The 21,968-nt window shown below is 65.3% G+C and carries 7 protein-coding genes; all 7 read right to left on the bottom strand.

All coding sequences use genetic code 11. From position 1 onward, the window contains the following. Positions 1 to 16 precede the first annotated feature (16 nt). The 7 genes from KJP29_RS07245 to KJP29_RS07215 all read right to left on the bottom strand — a co-directional run bounded on the left by KJP29_RS07245 (position 17) and on the right by KJP29_RS07215 (position 21,964). A complete protein-coding gene (locus KJP29_RS07245; RefSeq protein ID WP_218462892.1) occupies positions 17 to 15,538 on the bottom strand; it encodes a PLxRFG domain-containing protein in 15,522 nt (5,173 codons plus the stop codon). Positions 15,539 to 15,625: 87 nt separating this feature from the next. Continuing rightward, complete coding sequence (locus KJP29_RS07240; protein WP_218462891.1) at positions 15,626 to 17,479, bottom strand: hypothetical protein; 1,854 nt, start codon at positions 17,477 to 17,479, stop codon at positions 15,626 to 15,628. 15 nt (positions 17,480 to 17,494) lie between these two features. After that, complete coding sequence (locus KJP29_RS07235) at positions 17,495 to 18,292, bottom strand: lysozyme (RefSeq protein ID WP_218462890.1); 798 nt, start codon at positions 18,290 to 18,292, stop codon at positions 17,495 to 17,497. Beyond that, on the bottom strand, positions 18,289 to 19,245 hold the full coding sequence (locus tag KJP29_RS07230) for a tail fiber domain-containing protein (RefSeq protein WP_218462889.1): 957 nt from the start codon (positions 19,243 to 19,245) through the stop codon (positions 18,289 to 18,291). The genes KJP29_RS07235 and KJP29_RS07230 overlap by 4 nt, the downstream gene beginning before the upstream one ends. Further along, positions 19,223 to 19,675 (bottom strand): GNAT family N-acetyltransferase, encoded by a 453-nt coding sequence (locus tag KJP29_RS07225; RefSeq protein WP_218462888.1) that lies wholly within the window; start codon positions 19,673 to 19,675, stop codon positions 19,223 to 19,225. Before KJP29_RS07225 ends, KJP29_RS07230 begins: the two co-directional genes overlap by 23 nt. Positions 19,676 to 19,686: 11 nt before the next feature. Continuing rightward, complete coding sequence (locus KJP29_RS07220; protein ID WP_218462887.1) at positions 19,687 to 20,388, bottom strand: hypothetical protein; 702 nt, start codon at positions 20,386 to 20,388, stop codon at positions 19,687 to 19,689. A 1-nt stretch (position 20,389) separates the two neighbouring features. Further along, the gene (locus tag KJP29_RS07215) at positions 20,390 to 21,964 is read right to left on the bottom strand and encodes a hypothetical protein (RefSeq protein ID WP_218462886.1); all 1,575 of its coding nucleotides are present in this window, start codon (positions 21,962 to 21,964) and stop codon (positions 20,390 to 20,392) included. Positions 21,965 to 21,968 lie beyond the last annotated feature (4 nt).

Below are 21,968 nucleotides of genomic sequence, written 5' to 3'. Positions count from 1 at the left end.
CTCGCTATCCCTTGCCTCAGTCGTAGATCATGGGCGCCACACCCTCGCGCACGCGCCGCTCGATCTTCGGATTGATCCTCACACCGCCCTCGCGCTGGCCCTCATACCGCTGCTTGGACGCGAGCGACTGCCGGATCGACTTCGCCGTGATCATCCATTCCGGGTAGTCGCGGTTGAACTCCATGATCTTGTCCAGCGTGCGCTGCGAAATCGGCTTGCCGTCCATAAGCGCCTGGCGCGCGTCCGCAAGGAGCCGGTCGCGCCGCCCGTCGATACGCTTTTCGGAGTTCACCAGATGGTTGTTGACCCGATAGCGCTCCGACACCCTAGCGGGGCTGAAACCAAGCGCCTTGGTGATCGCCTCGCGCGGCGAAACCTCGGGCAAGACCTCATAGCCGGAATAGGCCTGCACGCCCTCCGACCAATAGCGCCCCGCGACCATGAGATCGCGGATCGCCTTGGGCGCGACGGCCTCGATGCCCCGGTAGACTTCGCCCTCGCTGATAAACTGCACGCCCTTGATCACGTTCGAGCCAATGGCCGGGACCGCGCCGACAAGCTGCTCGAGCCAGTGCGCGTAAACGTCCTGCCCTTCGAGCATCCGATCGCTCGACCGGAACCACAGTTCCGGCATACCGATCCGCGACGAAAGGTCGATCCCGAGCATGTGCCCGGGGATGCCGTTGAACATCATGCCCGCGACGTGCCGCCCGAACAGTTTGTAGAGCGCGCCCTTGATCTCTTCCTCGATCTCGTCCTTCTCGCCGAGCCCCAACATGCTCATCATGGTCAGGATCAGCGAATAGCCCCAGACGCCGCGCACGCCCGCGTGCAGGAACATCGACGTTGTGATGCCGATCAGTTGAGCGCGCGCCTCGCGCCGCACCTCCGGGCTGTCTCCCTGCGTGGCCTGATGCACGTCCCGGAACAGGCGCCAGAGCATGTTGATCTGGAAGTTGCGGAACACCATGAACACGCGCAGCCAATCGTTCTGCATCAGCCGGGGCCGGCTGGTGTTCTGGTAGTCGAAGTGCGTCTTGTAGGTGAGTTCGCCCGCCTTCTGGATCGCGCTGTCATGTGCGTAGCCGTTCTTGCGCGCCATGCGGTAGGCGGCGAGGAACGTCACCTCACGGTTCAGGCGCTCGGCGTGGTGGAACGAGAACGAAATCACTTCCATGGCCCGGCGCCAGCCCACCTGGTATTCGGTCCCGGTTTCGGAAATCCCCGCGAGGTCGTGCGCCTGGGACGCATCGACAATCCCTTGATCATAGGCCGCCCGCATCGCCGCCTTCTCATCGCCGGTGAGCCGTGCCGAACGTTCGGCCTTGCCCTTGCCGCGCGTGAAGTCGGCCAGAGCCTTGGAAAGCTCGGCTCCGGCGCGGGTGAGCCCGCCCTTCTCGAACGCGGCCCCGAGGATCGGCGTGCCAACGACCGTGGTCTGCGTGAGGTTGACCATGGCCGCAGACGGCGTGATCCCGAGGTAGTAGACGAAGGCCGCGCTCGTCGCCTTCTGGGCGATGGGCGAGCCGCCCGGGTTCATCACGTGGTCGTGCCGACGCTTCATCTCCGCCACGATCAGGCCATTGCGGTTCGGATCACTCGACCGCGCCGCTTCGGTCTCCGCCTTCTCAAGCTCGCGCTCCATCTCGACCGCGTATTTCAGGCGGGCGAGCTGGTGAGAGCCATGGAAGAGCGCGCGGGCATAGGCGCGGAACGCATCCCCGGAATAGCCGGCGGTGCCCTTGCGGTGGATCCGCGACTTGCGCACGCTCATATCCGGCAGGGTCATCAGCCACCGCTGCCAGATCGCATCCATCACGCCCGGGTCAACGATGGCGTCACCGAGGATTTCATCAATGTCGGCCACGAAAGACGGGTCCACCTGGTCCCGGAAATCCGCGTCCTCATCAATGACACCCGTGGTCACGTTGACACCGCGCTCCTTGGCCGCTTCCTTGGCCGCCTTCTGCTGCTCGCGCTCGGTCTCGTATTTCGAGAACGACAGGACCCGGCCCTCGGCATCGCGCACCGTGACGAAGAAGTTGCCGAAGCGCATGAGCGGGAAATAGGGCTCGGGCACCTTCTGGGTCTCGAAGATCGACCGCAGTTGCTTGATCCGCGCGGCCTTGTTCCAGCCGTGGCGCATTTCCGCCGCCTTGAGTTCCTGCTTGGCCGCGTCGGTCGCCTCGGACAGCGCCGCGCCGCGAAGGCCCATGTCGGCGATTTCCTTGATCGCCTTCTCATACTTGTCCTTGGCCCGATCGAGGCCGATCTCCATGGACTTCTGCACATTCTCGATGATGGCGGCCTCGAAGGCATCGCCCATCGCCTTGTGCTCGCCCCGCACCTTGCGGAACACGTCCTTGAACTCGGCGGGCAGAGCGTTCCATTTCGGCTTCATCTCCTGCCATGCCGCGAAACGGCGCTCGTTGATCGCGCGCAGGCGCTCGGTGGCCCCAAACCCGTATTCGCCTTCATCGGGCGCAAAGAACGCATCGAGGTCCGTGGCCGCGCCCAGAGGCAGGAACGGGCGCGACGGGTCAACGCCCGCGATGGTGGCCTCGTGCATGAGGTTCATCATCGCCTCGTTGGCGGCTCTGTCCTTGACCATGACCTTGCGCCACGACTTCGCCACCTCGTCGGTGCGCTCATGCCATTCGTTGCGCACCTTATCCATGCGCTCCTTGAGCCGAAGATACCGCTTTGCCGATCCGATGTTGCGGCCAAGCTCTTCGTAGAGCGGACGGCCCGGCACCAGTGCCAGAACCCCGCCACGGCCATTCATCGCCTGGGTGAGAAGGTTCGAGATCAGCGTGCGCTCTTTCTTGGCGTAGGCCGCATCGCTTTTCGCGGGAGCCGCATCCGTGAACGCCGCCATTTCACGGGCACCAGCCATGGCAAACCGCCCGGAATCGTCGCGGGCGCGCTTGCCCACGTCGCCGCGTGCGATCCGGTCCATGATGTCGGCATGGCTGTGGAAGCCCTCGCCCCTCAGGGCAGAGGCCAGCGCCGTGAAGAAGCGCGAAATCTTGTCCATGATCCCCGACAGCCGTTCGCCGTTGCGCGCCTCGTATCCGCCGCCCGCACGCCAGCGCCGATAGAGTTCCGCCACGGCTTCCTCGTTCTTCGCCGCCGTCGAGAGCGTCGGATAATACTGGTTCACCCACGCCATGATTTCCGCATCGGCCCGCGCCGCCCGGGTCAGAGCCCGCCATTCGTTCTGGTCGAACAGGCCATAATCCCGGCCCCAGAGTTGCGAGGACCGCAGGGCATGGATGATTTCGTGATGCAGGATCGAGGTCGGGTCAAACCCGCTGCCCGCGCTGATCTCGATGCCGGTGCGCGTGGAGAACACGCCGGGAATGGGCGTGCCCGTGCGCGTGGACAGGATTTCGGCCACGACCCTTGCCGGGACACGCCCCTTGATGCCATGGGCGCGCATTTCGTTGTTCACCGCCATCTGGATCAACCGCGGATCCGGCGCGTCCTCCGCCTCGATTTCCGTCCAGCCGTCAGCGGCCATTTCCTTGCTGTCGTCATCCTTCTTGTGATCGGAGATGAGCGCGCCCTCGATCTCGGCGATCTGAACCTCGATTTCGGCGAGCTTGTCGCTGTCCTCAAAGGGTTTCACGCGCGCCAGTGCCTCGGTCGACTCCTTCACCGTCGCCTCGGAGCGAGCGATGTCACGTTGGATGCGCGCAGGCGCCTCCGCGATGGCGGCGACGGCGTTCTCAAGCCGCCGCGACAGCCCGACCGGATCATCGGACCAACCGGCCTCGATGTTCTCGTCGCTGAATGCCCTGAGGTCGAAATCCACCGACTGCGCGGCGATGGACGTGTTCATGAGAACGTCAAATCCGCTGATCTTCGCCACGACCTTCTGCCGTGCCGCCACACCAGCGGCTAAGGCATCATCAGCCAGGTCGATCAGCATTCGGCCAAACTCGACGCGCTCGGTCGTCTCCACGGAACCGACACGGGCGGTGAAATTCTTGCCCTTGAGGTCAACCACCTTCTCGGCGGCGGCCTGCCACGCTTCGATTTCGCTGGTCAGGAACTCGATGGAACGGCGGCTCGACCGGATGCGCCCGTCAAGGCGCGACCGCTGCCGGTCCACGGCATCGGCACGGCGCTTGAGTTGGTCGCGCTGCCCCTTCAATTCGGTGAGCTGAAGCACGCGCGGGTCAGAGGTCGTGAGTGCCTTTGCCTGCTCGAACACGCTGGCCTCGCCAATGTCCTCGATGTCGCGCACGTTCGGATCGCCACGGAAGAACCCTTCGATGAACGCGCCCTTCCGGCCCATCATCTGCCACATGGTCGAGTCGTAGGTGCCCTTGGTCGAATAGTCGTTGATCGCGATCTCGCGGTTCATGTTGCCTTGGCGGATGCCGCGCCCATTGCGCTGCTCGTCGTCGGCGGGGAACCAGAGCGGATCGAGGTTGTGGATCGCGCGCAGGCGCCGTTGCGCGTTCACGCCTGTGAACAGGGTTCGCGAGCCGATGAGGATGCGCCGCTTGCCCTCGTTCATGTCGTTGAACGCCCGCTGCTTCTTCGCGTGCGAGTTCAATTCGTCGGCCACAATGATCTCGTTCGCGGGCACGCCACGGCGGATCAGTTCGCTGCGAATGAAGCGGTGGACGCTGAAACCCGGGTTGTGCTTGGTCGGGTTCACCCCGAGCGTCGAGAACACGATCTGCGTGGCCGGGCCATGGGATACCGGCTCGTCCGTGTAACCGCCCTCGGGCTTCACGCCGTAGAATGGAACGTTCTTGCCGTCCTCCCACTCGCGATAGATCGCCTCCACCATCTCGCTGAGTTTCGACCCGGTGCCGGTGGCGTTTTCATCGACAAGGCGCATGTCGATCGCCGCGAGCCGCCCATCGCCGATGACGTTCAAGAGAATGTCGTCACCCTTCTGGCGCGGTCCCTTGTGGTTCTTGATCTTCTCCATCCGGGCGCGAAGCTGCTCCTGATAAGCCTTGGCTTCCGGTCCCGCCGGGACAACGACCAGATTGCGGGACCCGCCTTTCAGCGCGGGACGGGTCACATACTGGTCGAGGTCGTGCGACGACACCACGTCCATGACCTGCCGCACCATCAGCGACAGTTCCGGCGTGTTCACGAACCGGGCGAAGCGCGCCACCGACTTGTAGGACCCATCGGGCTCCTGCTCCAAGTCCTCGGCAACCTCTCCGAACGTGGCCGCCCAGGCATCGAAGGACGCGACACCACGGCGGCGAAGCTCCTGCGGCTGAAGGAACCGGCTGATGGAGAACAGTTCGGCCATGGTGTTGGTGATCGGCGTGCCCGACATGAAGACGAGCCCGCGCCCGGGGTTCTTGGCCTCCACGCTCCTGGTCTTCACGAAGAGGTCCATCGACTTGTCGGAGCCAGCGGCATCCACGCCCTTGATGGAGCCCATGCTGGTGGCAAACGACAGTTTGCGGAACTCATGGACCTCATCCACGATCAGGGCATCGACGCCGATTTCCTCGAAGTCGACCACCTGATCCCGGTTCGCTGTCGAAACCTGCCGGGTGACGCGCTGCTCGGCTTGCTCGAGGATTTGCTCGATCTTCTTGCGCGTGCTGCGCCCCTTCTCCTTCACGATGGAATTGACCGGCACGCCGGCGGCCTTCGCGATGGAGGTGAGCGCATAGAGGATCGAGCGTTCCGTCGCCATATCCGCGTTCCGGTCGCCGCTGCCGCCCTGCTCAAGAAGTTCGCGAATGTCGGACAGGAAGTCCGCGACGGCGGCGGCGCGCGCCTGTTCGCTCGACGGGATTTTCTCGAACGCGCTGTGCGTGATGATGACCGCATCGTAATCGTTGAGCGCGATGTCGGCGACGAACGCCTTGCGCCGGCTGGTATGGAACCGCTGCTCGTCGGCCACCGCGATCTTCGCGAGCGGGTATTGCTCGTAGAACTCCTTGGTGAACTGCACCAGCATGTGGTTTGGCACCACGATCATGGGCTTCTTCCAGAGCCCGAGACGCCGCGCCTCCATGGTCGCGCCAATCGCAGCGCTGGTCTTACCGGCCCCGACCGTGTGCGCCATGTAGGTGTTGCCGTCCTGAAGGATGCGGGCGATCACCGCAGACTGATGCGGGCGCCATTGCCATGCGGTGTTGATCCCCGGCGTGGTGAGATAGCCCCCATCGAAGGACGGGGCCACATCGCCGTTGAACTTCCGGTTGTAGGTGTCCTCAAGGTCCGCTTTGCGTGCCTCGTCCGACCAGAGCCAATCGCGGAACAGGTCCCGCATTTCGCGCGCCTTGTCGGTGGCCGCCTGTGTCGCGGTCTCGTCCGTAAAGCTCGTCGTGGACCCATCCGGGTTCTTGGCTGTTCGCGTGACCTTGAGCGGCTGGTTGTTCATCACCTTGCGCATGAGCTTCGCGAACGGCAGGTCCTCGGTGCCGTAGTCGCTCGTCGCCTTGGCCCCGGCTTCCGAACCGTCCACGACCCACGTGCCGAGCGCGGGCTTGAATGTCGCGGTCAGGCGCAGGCCAAGGTGTTCCGCGAACTGGCTGTAGATACCGGCATCGAACCAGTGCGCACCGATCGGCACCGTGATCTGCTCGCCCGGGATCGGGTCAGGCTGAATGGCCTCAAGCTCGGTGACGTTGCCCTCATAGGCGGGGTTGGTCTTGGCGGCGGCGCGTGCCGCATCCAGCTTCTCGCGCACGTTGCCGGAGAGATATTTGGCCCGGGTCTGCCATTCGCGCGTCGTCGGATCGCGGAACACCTTGCCGGCAAGCTCCTTCTGGACGGTCGGAACATCGGACTTCGCATAATGGGCGATCTTCTCAAGATCGACGCGCCCGAACTCCGCCAGGGTGAACAGGAGCGCGTCCTCGGGCGAATTGATCTTTGGCGTCACCGACTTCGTGACCACATTCTCGCGGAACACCGGGCCTTTCTTCGCGGTGTCCGTCACCTCGTCATAATGCTCGATGGCGAGAAGGCGATAGCCGTCCTGATCTTCCATGAAGGGGTCAAGGTTCGGGCGGGTCACGATGATGTTGGCAGGCGCCGCGTCCGGGTTGAAATCGCCCTCGCGATAGCCCGGCTGGTTTCTCGCCTCTTCACGTGCGGCCGCCACTTCCGCCATGGACTTCCCTTGCTCATCGAACAGGGGTTGAGCGTCGAAAGAGCCGATGTCGAAGTCCTCACCAGCGGAACGCGCGTCCTCGCGCGCCCGCTGCCGGAGCGTTTCCATCTGAACCCGGCTCGGGCGGCGTTCGCTGCGAACCTGTTGGTTGATCGGCCCGAACTTCTTGACGAAGGCATCATAGGTGTCGTTGAGCCGCTTGCGCGCTTCCGACGAGTCCTTGCCCGCCACATCGGCGGCGTAGACATCGCGCAACGCCATCTTGATCGGGACCAGCCCCATGATCCGGTCAATCGCGGCCTTGGTCTTGCCGGTCTTGCCTTTGGCGCGAGCCTCGACCTTCACCCCGGCGTTTCCATCGAACTGCCAGAGCTGACCGTCCTTGATGTAGTAGCCGCCGGTCTTGGTTTCGGTCGCGGAGCCGTCGCGGGCGTCGAGTTTCTGCTCGGCGGTGCGCTCGCTCATGATCTGGCTCGGGAACCGCTCGATGACCTCGGCGATCTGCTTGCGAATGTCCGCGCCGGGTAGCGCGCGCACGCCCACACGCGGTCCAGCCGCCAGTTTCTCGTATAGCCCCTGCTCGCCAAGGATCATTTCCGGGTGGTCGATGAAATACTGGTTCACCGTGGCCTGTCCCTCGCCACCGTCCCGGTCGGGGAGCGTGACGACCGGAGCCTTGCGCCAAGAGGGATCGACCTCGGCCTCACCCTCAAGGCGCTTGCGCAGGATGATGATGTCGGTCGTGACCTCGGTGCCGTTCTCCTTGAACGCGGTGTTGGGCAGGCGGATGGCCCCCACCAGATCGGCGCGGTCAGCCAGATAGTCGCGAGCCTTGGTATCGGCCTTGTTCATGGTCCCGGCGCTGGTGACGAACATGAGAAGCCCGCCCGGGCGCACGCTGTCGAGCGACTTCGCAAAGAAGTAGTCGTGCATCAGGAACTTCTGCGGATATGCCGGGTCAGCCTCGATGCGGGTGCCGGAGAACGGCGGGTTGCCGATCACCATGTCGTAGTAGTCGCGCGGCGGTGCCATGGTGATGAAATCGCCCTGTGCGATTTCGGAGCGCGGATAGAGCGTCTTGGCGATCAGCGCGGTCACATGATCAAGCTCGATCCCGCGATAGCGCGTATCGGCGCGAATGGCCGCCGGGACCGTGCCTGCGAAGCCGCCGACGCCCATGCCGGGCTCGAACACGCGCCCGCCCTCGAAACCGAGACGCTGCGCGAGCGTCCACATGCCGCGCAAGACCGGTTCAGCCGTGTAGAAGGCGTATTGGCTCGTGCGCGAGAGGGTGGCGTATTCCTCGTCGGTCAGAAGGTCCTTGATGTCCGCGTGAACGTCCTCGAACCGGATCGACCCATCGTCACGCGGGAGAGCCGGAGCCAACGTGCCCGCGCCGCCGTAGAGCGCAATCGTGGCGCGCTCTTCCGGCGAGGCGACACGCCCCTCGGCCTCGATCTCCTTCGCCAGACGAATGGCGGCCACGGAATTGCGCGCGCGGGTTTTCTCGCCGCCGCTGACTTCCAACGCGCCGCGTTCGATGACGTGATCTTGTGGGGTTACTCGTCGGCCAGCGCGGTTTCCAGAGCCAGCGCCATCGCCCGCTCCCTGACCATCTGCATCCGCGCCGGGTCCGTCTCCGGCACGTTCTGCGTCTCGATCTCCGTCCGCGCCTGTGTCGCGATCATCTTGGCGTAGGCTTCCAGCTTCCCGGGGCCGCGCTTCTGGATCGCCCGCGCCTTCGCCGGGGCCTTGTCCACCATCGCCTGCATCAGCTCGGTTATCATCGCCGGAATCCTCATCCACGCTTTCCTGCATGGAAGATAGGCCTTCCTCTGGCAGTTTTCCAGCCTCAAGCCCGTCGATAGCGCCAGACTGAAGGATCGTGCGCACGGTCTCGGCGCTGTCCATGCCCTCAACGGACACGTCGCTGTCCTCCATCATGTCGCGCGCGCCGTTATACCAGGACCGCAGATAAGGTTTCAGCGCCTTGGGCGTGGTGCTCAGATCGCCCGAGATCGCCCGGGCCATGTCGATGAACCGGCGCGCACCGGCCTCGATGTGGAACACGGCCAGTTCCGCGCCGAGGGCGAGGATTTCCGGGTCAATGCCCGCGTTGGTCTGGTTCTTCAGTTTGTCCATGAGCCGCGCGCGCAGTTCGGCGGCCCGGTCGGTGGAGACGAGCTTGTTGTCGGCGCCGTAGGCGGGTTTTGCCGGTTTTGCCGGTTTTGCTGTAACCTCGCCGGGTTCTTCCACTCCAAAGAACGGGATGCCCGCCTCACGGAACAAGGCTTGCGTCTCTTCAAGCCCGCCGTTTCCAAGGTGCGTGGCCCCGTGGAAAGGGTTCATGTCGTCCTTGAATTGCGGGGCGAGCCGGTCCAGTTCAGCATCGCTGCGTGCCGCGAGCCAATCCGCATAGTCTGCCAGTTCCGGGAACATCGAGCCACGCAGGTCTCCGGCCCCATCGCCGCGCTCCAAGTTGTTGGCCCATGCCTGCTTGAACAGGGAAAGCCCCTTATTGCCCTTCCATCCCTTCTGGGCCTGCGCACCGTTCACCCGGTCGGCGATCTCCTGCGCTATTTCGCGGAATATTTCACCCGCACGCTCAAGGTTGTCGCCAGCGGTAGTGAAATGCTCCGTCGTCTTGGTCTTTCCATCCCCCGTGGTCTCAATGTGCTGTAGAACGCCGATGGCCTTAACGTGCAGTCGATGGCCGCGTGGCATCGTTTCCTGAACCGCGCTGACGGCGGCTTTCGCGTCAGCATATCCCTTGTTCAGCTTGTCCTGTCGTGCCTTCGGGTCGCCGCCGATCATCAGTTCCAATTCGGAAACGCCCGCCATGTAGTCGTCGCGCTTCTTGGTCTTGGGCTCGGCCTTGCCGCCCTTGGCTTTCTCGGCGTTCTGGCGCGTGAACTCGGCGCGTTCCTCGTCGGTGAGCTTGCGCCCGCGTTCTTGATCGGTTTTCCCATCCGGGCCGACATAGTTGACCAAAACGCGCGGGCCGGCGAACTCACCATTGGTTTCAGCCGGCGTATCTTTCTTGATCGACTTTTGATCCCGCAAGGCTTCCTCGATCGACTCGTGAAGCTGCGAGGGAGAGGCATAGGCGATCACGCCGCTGTCGCGGTCGAGGTCGATGGACGTGCGATCCGAACTCCAAGTGGGCGTGTTGTAGGACACCGCCATGGAAATCCGCCCGCGATCAGGCAGCGCGGCCTTGTAGAAGATGGTGACATCGCCAATCGTTACGGCTTCGCCACTGGCCACCCAATCCTCGATCTCGGAACGGTCGTAGTCCTTGCTGGTGACGACCTTCTTATCACGGGCCGACGCGGGCGCAGTGAACGCCTCGACCGTGTTGCGGATTCCGCGATTCGCCATGCCGGTGAACACACGCTTGAACGCTTGCAGAGCATCGGTCTGCTTCTTCTCGCCGCGAATGCGCTGCCACGATCCGTTCCCATTGCGGTATTCGGCGACATACTCCTTCGCGTTGACCAGCCTATAGGCCATCCTGCCGATCTGGATCGTGGAGCCTTTGCGCAGATCGCGGACAGCCGCCTTCCACGCATCGCCGTCACCGGCGAGCGCATCGTATTCAGCCCCATCCTTGTCCGGCGCCGCATCCTTCGGCTCTGCCTTGGGCTTCTCGGCCTTCGCCCTCAACGGCTTCTTCCACTTGGCGGGGTCGGCGATCAGCGCGCCGAAATCCGCCACGCTCATGGCGGTGAGACCGCCCAGACGGTCCTTACCCTTCCCATCCGAGAACCCGGCCTCATAGGCGGCCCGGGCGTCGGCCTCGGTCGCGAACCCGAGCATGACCTTGTGTTCATCGAATTTGCCGGTCTCAGCGTCCACCTGGTCGATGACAAAAGCGCGCTCGGCCTTCGGATCGTCGCCCATGTAGAAGTCCACATGATCGCCGTCCGCGCCCTCGGTGCCGAGGATGCGCCCGTAGTGGGCGGGCATCTTCACCTCCCACGCGGTTTCCCCGTCCGGGCCGATCTTGCGGCGCATGGAGCCCTTGGCGTTCTCGATCGACAGCGTGAGCCCGCGCCAGCCAATCTTCCCCGTCTTGTAGTTTTCCGCCTCGGCCTGCGCCGGAGACGGGTCTTTCACCGTCTCGGCTGCGGCTTTTCGCACATCGGTGGCGGTCGGCACCACGTCCTCTTTCATCTTCGGCGCGATCGGCGCCGGGGCCTTCTGCTGGCCGGTGAGCTGGCGCAGTTTCGAGAGAATGACGCCGGTCGGCGCGTCGGCACGCACCTTGCCCATGATTTCGCCGGTGTCCCGGTCCATCACGTCGAGGTGGCCGCCCGCGCGCCCCTTGTGGCCGGTGATGAAGAAGCCCGCGACTTCCTCCTTGATGTCGGCGAGGTATCCGCCTTCCAGCATCCCGCCGATGCGACCAAACGCACGCCGCGCATTCTCTTCGCGCTCCATATCCGCAGCGGCCTTATCCTTTCCGAACAAGTCACCCTGGCTCTTGGGCTCTTCCATGGTCGCGGGCTTGGCGCGCGGGGTCTCGGTCTTGGCCTTCGACGGCAGGTCGATCGGTTTGCCGAGTTCCTTCCGTGCGGTCGGGTCGTTGGCCATGAAGAAGGCATAGGCGAAGCCCTCGGGGGTCTTGGAGCGGTTTTCCTTGCCCATGGGGTCGTCGCCGCGCATCTGCGACTGCATCTTGGACCCGTCTACCGGCTCCACGTTGGCGGTCGGCAGGTCTGTTTTCATAGTCCCGAACAATTGGGTGCGCTTGGTGTAGGCGTCACCGAAGTTGTGCGGGTGCAGCCGCACGGCGGGCTTGGACAGGCCGGTTTTCTCCTGAATGCGCCCGATGGGGTTTTCCAACACATGGAACCGCGTCGGCGCCGCAGCCGCGATCACGTCCCGCGTGGCCTCGTAGAGCATGACGTTATACTCGACCGGGCTCTTTGCGCCCGAGGCGAGTGCGCCGGAGCCAAACACCTTCGCCACGGCGTCGGGGCTCTCCACGTCATGCAATTCCTCCCACCAGCGCGCACCAGAGCCCGCGAACGTGGTGCAGGGGCAGGCGCTCAACACGCCCACGACCTCGAACCCGGATTGCCGGGCCTCGGTGATCTGATCGTAGATCCACTGATCGGTGAGGACGTTGGCTCCCGCCTTGATGTCGTGCTGGATCACGCGGTAGCCGGCATCACGCCACGGCTGCGCCCACGATCCGGTGTAGTCGAACAGGCTGACCACGACCTTCTTGGAGTTGTCCACCTCGTCGCCGATGCGTTGGGCGGTCTCCTTCCACGATGCGACCAGCGCGTCGGCATCCTCTTGCGGGATGAAACCCTCTTTCTTCAGGCGCGTGTCGATTGCCACCGTGGACTTGAGCGGCGGGAAAATCTCGGCGGCGGGCATTTCCGGCGTCGGCGTGTCCGGGTTCCAGGAGGGTTCACCCTGCGCGGTGTCCGTCTCGTTGATCGGAAAGCCGTGGCCCTCGAAATCGTCGCGCAGGTTGTCAAACTCTTCGAGAAGCGCGGCGGCGGTCTCGTCCTCTTGGTCGAAGTTTCCATCTTTCGGCGCGGCATCGAGGATGCGCTCGGCAAGATCGGTGATTTGCGCGATCTCCGCGAACCCCTGCTCGTAGATGTTCCGGCCCTTGTTGATGTCGCGGGGCTCCTTGCCGCGCTCGTAGAGATGCGCGGCGGCGCGGCGAGCCATGCTGTCGAGTTCACCGAGCATGTAACCGGTGTCGCTGCCGCTGAGTTCCGGGCCGGTGAATTTCGCCTGCCGCTTGCGATAGCTGTCGTCGGGCAGGTTGTCGGCGAGCTTGAAGGCGCCGAACTTCGGCCCGCTGGCACGCGGCTTGGGCTCTGCGGCCGGCGCCGCATCATCCTCGGCCTCGACGGGCGCGGCGGGCGCTTCCACCTTGGGCGCGGGCGCCTTCGGTGCCGGTTCTGCCTTGGCCTCGGTCGGCGCGGTCTCGGTCTCGGCGCGCGACTGCTTCACCATGTCGCCAAGGCGGTCGGCCATGGCCTGCACGGCTTCCTCCGGCCACATGGACAGAAGCTCGCCCTCCATGTCCTCAAGCCACTTGACGGCTTCACGCGCGTTGCCAGCGGCGATCTCGGCGGCCTCTTCGGGGCTCGTGCCCTTCTTCACCTTGAAGGACGGTTTGGCGCCCTCGCGGATGCGTTTCGCCTCGTCGGCCCATTCTGCGGCCTCAGAGCTGCGCCCGAAAGCTTCGCCCATGGTCTCCATGAGCGAGGTCGCCACGGCCTCCGGGTCAAGGATCGTCGGATCGAGCCGCCCCTCTGCATCAAGAGCCAGGAGTTTCTGCGGGTCAGGCGATGGGAACGTGGCCTCGAAATCCCACGGGCCTTCGCGCGTCACCGATACCTTGCCCGGGCCGGTGCCGTCCTCGACCTCCACGTCGAAATCCCCGACCACGTTGTATTCGCTGCCCGGCGTGCCCTGCGGCGGCTCCATGGTGCCCTCGGTGGCGCCTTCCGCATCCAGTTTCGCGAGCGCGGCCATGGTGTCGGCGCGCAATTTCATGCGCTCGTCGGTCCAGCCGCGCGACCGGCCCTGATCTTCGATGATGGCGAGGCGGCGCTCTAGCTGATCGCGATCCGGGGCCGGGTCGGGCTCACGCGGTGCGGGCTTCGTCGTGGGGGGTGACACTTTTGTCGCCCCTTGGGGGGGCACGTCTGACGTGATCTCGGTATCCCGCTGCATGGGCGTGAACCGGACCTGCCCGCTTTCGATCTGATCGCGGGGGATGGCGAAATCCATGCCGTCATCGCTCTTCAGCATGACGCTATCGGCGTCCTTCGCGGCGATGCGCCCGCGCGCGACCTCTCCGGCCTCGGTCTGAACCGAGACCTGCGCACCGAGCGGCACGTCATCGAGAAGCGGGGCCGGTGCCGACTGCATGGCGCGGCCAAGCGGCCCTGTAGGTGTTGCGCCGACTCCAACGTCCCGTCCACCAGGTTGGGTGGAGTTAGGCCCACCTGTCGGGGGCGTCGGGGCCGGCGCCTGAGGGCCACCTACCAAACCCTCACTGGTATCTGGCGGGGGAAGCGCCAGAGTTGGTTCAGGAGCCGGGAGCCCGGGTCCTGCTGGTTCTGTGCCGGGGGCTTCTTCCTCCGGCCTGCGGATCCCGCCAATCGCGCCCACGGGGCCACCGCCCATGGCACCCAAGACAAAATCGGCGAACGAACCGTCCATCACGTCTTCATTGAGCCCGGTCGCCATGTTGGTGGCCGCGCGCGCCGAAACGCCCTCCGCGACTTCCTGCACGCCTTCCTCAAGCCCGGATGCGACCACGCCAGCGCCCACGCGACCGGCCACGGTGCCGCCGATCTTCTGGCCGAGAACATTCCCGGCGGCGCCCGACATGATCTTGGAGGTTGCGGCACCGCCAAACATGCTGATCGGCATGGTCATTTCGGCGGCGACACGCGCGGCGGCCTCGCGGGTGAGCTGCAACGCCTCTTCGGGCGAGGCTCCACCGGCAATGGCTTCCTTGTAGTAGGACGATTCCGCCTGCAACCGGCCATCGGCGGCGGCGGCGTCCACGATCTCGCGCGCCTGGTCAGATGCCGCGCCCGAACCCTGCAAGCCGCCCGCGACCATACCGGCGGCGGCGGAGCCACGGGTGGCGACGGTCGCGGCCACGACCGGGGCGAGAGAGCCGAGAACATCACCGGCCAGCATCACGAGCCCGCGCGCGCTCGGGGCATCGCCGAAATCCCACGTGCTCGGCTTGAACAGGTTGCCGCTGATGTTGGTGCCTTGAAGCGCTTCCTTGGTCCGGTCGCTCACGCTGTCGGAAATCGCCTGCCCGGCGCCGCGCCACCGGTCGGCGGCGGCCACCACGTCCTCGAACCGATCGGCCTCGACCTCGCGCATGGTCACATCGCCGGTCGCGGGGTCAAAATCCCCCTCGAACTGACGGTCATAGCCGAGACCGCGCCCGGTGGCTTCGAGCATGTGGCCACCGGAACTGACGACCGCACCGGCCACGCGGCGGCCAAGATCGCCGATGAAACCGGGCTGGTTGTCGGCATCCTTGGGCGCTGCCGCCTGATCCGGGGCCGGTCCAGCCGCGCCACCATCCTTGGGAAGCGGGTATTTCTGTGCTGCGATCTTCTTGGCGTGGTCGATGAGTGCGCCGGCGGCGTAATCGTCGCCCACCATCTGGCGAATGGCCGTCTCCGGGTCCGCGCCCTTGTCGATGAAGGGTTTCAGCCTCGTCGCGGTGTTGCGCGCCACCTTCTCTGGGTCGAAATCAGGTCCCGCACGCTCCACGGCGGCCAACAGCACGTTGACCGGCACGCCGGTGTCCACGGCGATCTGCTCGACCGGGTTCAGGCCGGGTCCGGTGCCGCGCTCGGGGCTTTTGGTCTCAGGAAAGGCAGAAGGGCGCTGTGCGAAGACATTATCGGCCATGAAACACTCACGTTCTTGGGGTTTCGAGGCGCGTCCTACACCAGTGCGACCATGAATAGCACAGCCGCACCGGCGCGAGAACCGCCCTTAGCGCATCACCGGAACTTGCGGTGCTGCCGGGTTTTCGGAGGTGACGCCGCCGCGTGCGCCGTTCGCCACGTTCAGGAACTGGATGATCTGCGCAAGCTGCTCTTCGGCGGGCAGTTGCGAGAACTCAAGGCTGTTCTCGCCAAGGTATTTGCCCACCTCAAGGATCGTCTCAAGGCTCGCGGAATCGGCGCCGGCCTTCACCGCGGCTTCGCGCAGGGCCTCGCGCTTGGCCTCGGCGTTCTGGGTCTGGGTCCATCCTTCCTCGAACACGCGCTCGGGCGAGGTCATGGCCAAGCCCGCCTCGTAGATGTCCTCCACGTCATCGAAGACCTGCTTGAACGTGCGACCGCTCTTCGTGTCCTTGAACGTGACGGTGGCGCCGACGATGTTTCCACCCTGGTCCCGATCGAGGCCAGATTGCGCGGGCACGATCTCGTAGCCGTCATCGAAGTAGCCGGTGGAGTTGTAGGCCTTGGTCAGCCCTTCCACGAACCCGCGATCATCGCCCATGGAGGCTGCATTGAGCGCCGCCGCCCACCCGAGCATCCCCGCCTTCGTCTTGTCGTCCTTGAGGAAGGTCTCGAACTGGCGCGCTTTGTCGATGTCGCCGGTTTCCAGATAGTGCCGGATGATCGCCTCGCTCTTGTCCTCCATCCAGCGCCCGAGCGTGAACTCGGCCATCCGCTCGCTGGTCTCGGGGTCCACCATGCGACCGTCCACGCCACCGCGCGCACGGCGCATTGCGTGCCAAGGGCGTTCGATCTCGCCCGGCGCGGCATCGGGGCTCGCGATAGGTGCGCGATCCGGGGATCCGGGTGCGGCTGGCGCCTGCGGACGCGGGACCGGTGCCGCCTCAGTCGGCGCGGTGCGGCGCGGCGGCCCATAGGACACGGGCGCGGCGGGCTCGGGAGGCTGCGCGGGGGCTTCCGCCTGGTAGGAGGTCGGCGCCTGCGGCACATCGTTGTTGAAATCGAACCCCAAGACACGGCCCATGGAATCGACATTGGTGTTGGGTGTCGTGGGCAGGACCTCGACGGTCGGGGCTGGCTGTCGGGGCATCGGCGGCTGGCCCGCGCCGCTGTCGGGCATCCTCGGAGTCGGCGCGGCCTCGGGGATCACGCCGGAGCGGCGCGTGTTCATGCTGTCGAGCGGATAGCGGGCACCGCCCACGACCATGTAGCTCTGATCACCGCCCATCACGGCGGCATCCCAATAGCCATCGGTTTCCGCGCCGGTCTGCATCGGCGGCAATCCGGCGGCGGCAGCATCCTCGACCGTGCGGATCCCGCTCACATCGAGGCGCGGGGCCGGGGCACTCGGCGCGGTCGGGGCCGGTGCAGCGATGGGCGTGCCGGGAATGCCCGCCGGGCGCCCTGCCGGAGCCGGTGCGGCCTGCGGTGCGGTCGGGGCGGGTGCATCCGGGGCCTGCGGGCGCTGCGGGACCGCGCCGACACCAACGCGCGCGGGCGGCGTCGGTGCGCTGGCCGGTGCGGTGGCGCCTCCGGGCGCCTGTGCCGGGCGTGCGGGCGTGTCCGGGTCGGTGTCGCCGCCGGTGCCGTCTCCGCCCGCGATCTCGCGCCAGAACTCACGCTCGGCGGCATCACGGGCGCGCTGCTGGTCCTTGTCGTTCCAGTCCTTGCGGGTGTTGTTGCGGGTTTCGTCCTGCCAGCCCCAATCCTCGCGGGTGCGAGAGCGGTTCTCGTCCTCCCAATCCCAATTCTCCTGCTCGCGATCAAACCGAATGTCGTCGCGTTCTTCCTGCTTGTTCTCGCGCTTCCAGCGGCGGCTGTCCTCGACACCCTGAAACGCGCCGTCGATGAAGGCGCCGATGCCGTTTGCGAACATGGACATGGTGAAGCCCCCTTGTCAGGACGATTGGGGCGGGATCGCGCCCGTGCCCATCATCATGGCGGGGCCATAGGCGGCCCTGCGGTTGAAATCTACGATGTTGGTCTGTTGCGGCTGCTGCGTCTGCGCGGCGGGCACCATGCCGAAGATCGCGGCCTCGGAATTGCGCCGGTCCCGGTTGACCCCGCCATTGTGCGAGCCGAGCGCCTGGATCGCGGATTGCGCGGCGGCCACGTCACCGCTGCGCACGGCGGCGGCCACGTTCGCGAGGCTCCCGGACCACGCGCCGGCGCCGTAATTGTAGGCCAGAGATTGCAGGGCGCCCTGCTGGCCGGGCGTGAGGCGGTTCCACGTGTCCTCGCCCACGGCCTTGATCGCGGAGGGCGCGAACTCGGTGCGAAGGCGCCGCTGGCGGTCGCGGTCAGCGTCCTCGCGGGTGATGTGCATCCCCTGCACGACCGGCACGACCGATCCGTCAGCGCGCGTGATCGTGTCCGAGCCGTATCCACCGCGATAGGCGTTCACGTCCCAATAGGGCGTGTGACTGAACCCTTCGTAGCGGGCGAGCATGTTCGAGGCGGTGGTGATCCCGTCGCCTGCGATGTTGATCTCGCCGTATTTCCCGGCGTTGATCGTCTGACCGGGCGTCTGCGGTCCCGGCGCCCCGGGCGTGCCATAGTTGCCGGTGAAATCGCCGGTGACGACACCCGCATTGCGCGCCTCTAGGCGTTCTTTCTCAAGATCGCGCTCCTGCTTGTCCTCGACGGCACCGGCAAACCCGCTCAGTGCCGCACCGATGCCTGCCGCGAAGCTCATGCCGCCATCCTCTCCATCTGGTCGACCTTCCGGGAGAGGTCCTTGACCGCTGCCATGGTGACTCCCACGGCGTCGATGATCCCGATGCTGCGGCCATCGCCCTTGCCGGTGGCATCGGCGAAGTCCTCGGCATAGGGGCCGATGTGGCGTCCCTCGTCGCCCATGCCGGGCTTGTAGGTCCATTCCTCGACGGGCATGGCGTTGACCGCTTCCAGCGCCGCGCCTTCCCTGACCGGCGTCTTGTCGGTCTTGGCCTCCTTGGACGAGAGCATGAGCGGTGCGCCGAGCCCACCGGTCGCGAAGACCCCGGCGATGCGCCCGATGCCACCGAGAAGCGAGCCGATCCCCGCGCTGTTGGCCTGATAGGTCTGCATCCGGTTCTGGTAATCCTGATTGAGAAGGCTTCCCTGCTGGCCGTAGCCGGTCATGGCCGCGCTCGCGCCGCTCGATGCCGCACCATTGGAGAGCCCGATAGAGGTTCCGGGGTTCACGGCGAGCCCCTGCCCCATGTTCACGGCTGCGGCCTTGCGCGACAGCCCCTCGGTTTCGACCTGACGCCGGGCCATTTCGCGGGCGCCCGCCGTGGCGAGACCCGATTGAACCGAGCGCGATTGCGCCGTCGCGTCGGCGCGACCGGAGTCGGGCGAGACCCCCATTCCGGCAAGCCGCCGGTCCTCCTGTTGGCGGGCCAGCGTGATCTGCTGTTGGGTGTCGGCCTCGGCCTGCGCGGCGGCGGCGGCGCGGCGCTCGGGCGTGTCGTATCCCTGCGCGTCCGCGATCAGCTCGTCCTGAAGCGGGATGAAGGTGTTCTTGTAGCGCGCCCGGTCCTCGGCGGCCCAGGCGTTGGTGATCTTCGCCTGCTTCTCCATCCAGTCTTGGTGCCGCTCGCCGGTCTGCGCCGACTTCTTGGCGGCGATGCCGATATTCTTGTCAGGTTTGGGTGCGCTCGCCATCGCTGCCTCCGCTCGAAATCCATGGACACGTTTCCCGTGTCATTGAGAATAAGATAGCATCTCCGCCGTCCATCGCGCCATTACGCAAACGCGCCTCGATCTGAAAACCGCCCTTGATCGCGGCGATCTGGCTGGCGATGTGGCTGGTTGCGATGACCGCGACCATGCGGTTCTGGTCCAGAAACTCGAACACGTAGCGCGCCACGCGCTCGAACATCGAGGGGAATGCCCAATCCTTCGTCCGGTCGGAAACAACCGACATATGGCATGTTCCATTGTGAAATTGGTTCAAAACGATGACCGCGCGGATGCGATCCTCGTCGGGGTGGCGCACACCGATCGCCTGCGCGTCGGCGCCGAAGCGTTCGACCCCGAGCATCCGGGCGGCGATGGTGAGTAGGGCCTTCTGGTTTTCAATTTCGAGCATCATGGCGGTGGCTCCTATGGCGAGATGACAAACGGCGCGATCTCCAACGCGCCTGGAATATTCTCCACCGTCATGAACCAATCGGAAAGCCCACAATCGCTCGTGCCGTTCACCCATCCCTCCAATCGGCACCCGATCAGGTTGTCGATGTCGTCGGTCAGATCGAAGATGAAGGTCTTGGCCAATCCGTTCTCGGCGGCGGTGGTGAGAAGGTCGATGGGGAACACGCACAGGTCGGTTTCGTAGTCGGGGCCTCCGGCGTTGAAGATGCCGACGATGCGCAGGCGCAGGACCTCGGGCGCCGTGTCCACGTCGAACGTCCCCGAGAGCGTGAACCGCACCAGAGACGAACCCGAAAACTCCATGTCCCAATCCGGCGTGATCTCGCGCGGGGCGGCGTCGGTCGTGGTGTTGATGATCTTGGTCTGGATCGCCGAAGAGACGTGGTGAACGATGTTCCCGGTCGTCACGGCCTCCACCGCGTCCATTTCGCCTTCGAGCGTGGTGATCCGCGCCTCGGCGGCGTTGAACTGCGTGGCCGAGACAAGACCGGACGCCAGCGCGAAGAAGCTGGTGTTGGAGAGATACTTGCCCACGGCGAGGGCCAGCTTCTCGGAATCGGACCAGCGCACGGCGCGGCTGTTGGCGTCACCGCGGATCCCGCAAATGATGTCGAGGCGTTCCTTGTCGATGGCGTTGAAGGTGGTTTCGGCCATGTCAGCCCCCGAGACCGAAGTCAGAGGGGCTATGCGCCAGGTAGATCGCGGTGATCTCCACGTTCGCGATGACCTCGACGCTCCACTTGGTGTAGAGCCGCCCCGCCGGTATCCTGACAATCTCGTTCATTCGCGCGACCGAGTGCAGAAGCTCGCCGTCCGCATAGATGTTGAGGCAGAAGGTGTCGTTGGGCGCGAGGCTGTCCGCATCCACCTTCAGCGCGCCGAACCCGTCTGGGTAGGGCAGTTTCATCGGCTTGGAGTGCCATGTGTAGGTGGCGCGGTCTGCCCAGAGGTCATCCATGAGCTTGATGTCGCGGTCGCCGTCGAGGAAGAACAGGTTCCCGGTCGGAAGGTCGTTGAAGAAGAACGTGCCCGCGATCTCGTGGCGCACGACAAATGGCTGATCGCCGGTCAGGTCCAACGCGAGGGTCTTTCGCCCGAACCCGGCGTCGTAGCTGACGATGTAGCGGCCATTGTGGTGCGATGCCGTGAACGTCGCCGGGCGCATGGCCCACCACTGTTCGAGCGTGAACACACTCTTGGATACGAGCTGCGCGCCCGAGCCCGAGACCAGCACCAGCCCATTGGTCGATGGATAGGCGGCGGCATAGCCAAGGTCCACGATTCCGCGCGCGGCGGTGCAGGGGAGGTTTTCCTCGATCTTCGCCATGACCATGCTGTCGGGGTGCGTGCCCTGCGCGGTGTAGGGCGTGCCTTCGGTCATGATCGCGAGCGTGGTGCCGAAGGCGGCGAGCCCCACGATCTGCGCGTCGGTCTTGAGCGTGTAGGAGCGCGGCCAGGCGTGCGGCACGTAGGGCTCCGAGAAGAACAGTTCGCGCCCGGAGAACGCCGCCATCATGCCGTTGGGCATGGACACGATCCCGGTGAGCCCATCGGGCGGCACATCATAGGCGAGGGTCGCGAGGGTTTCCTGAAGCGGATGCGTCACCACATCATGGACGAACGAGCCCGCGTCCGCGTCGACCTCGGCCACGAAATAGAGGTCCGTGGTGCCCAAGGCGCTGACCTGCGTGCGGTAGATGCGGATGCGGTCGATCAGCCGCCCCGCGCCGGGATCCACGAGACCGGAGACCGTGACGGTGATCCCGCTGGAATACTCCACCGAGTCCGAGAGCGGGCTCGGTGCGCTTTCCTCATCCAGTTCGGTCACATAGGTGTAGACGTATTGCACGTCCGTGGCCGTGTCCTCATCGAGCGTGCCCGCCGGGGTCAGGGTCGGCGCCGCAGTCGGGGCTGGGAGTGCCAGCGGATATTCCGTGCCCTCGAACCGGACCTTGGGCACGCCGTTGCCGGTGAGGTAGAGGCGGTCTGCGGACACGTGACCTGTCACGACATTCACATGCGCGTCCCAGGCGATCCAGTCGCCCGCGTGCCGGTAGATCGTCTGGGCGTCCGCGTCCAAGGTCTCGACCAGCGTGTGTTCGCGGGTCGGGGCCAGCGCCCCATCCTCGAGGCGCGCGCCCTCTGCGGTCACGGCGAAGCCTTCGGGAAGGAGCGTGGGCGTGATGCGGGGGATTTCACCCTTGAAGTTGGTGATCGGGAACAAGGCCATGTGC

Source organism: Maritimibacter sp. DP1N21-5 (assembly GCF_019218295.1).
GTDB lineage: Bacteria > Pseudomonadota > Alphaproteobacteria > Rhodobacterales > Rhodobacteraceae > Maritimibacter.
This window is presented reverse-complemented; position numbering and strand designations above follow the sequence as displayed.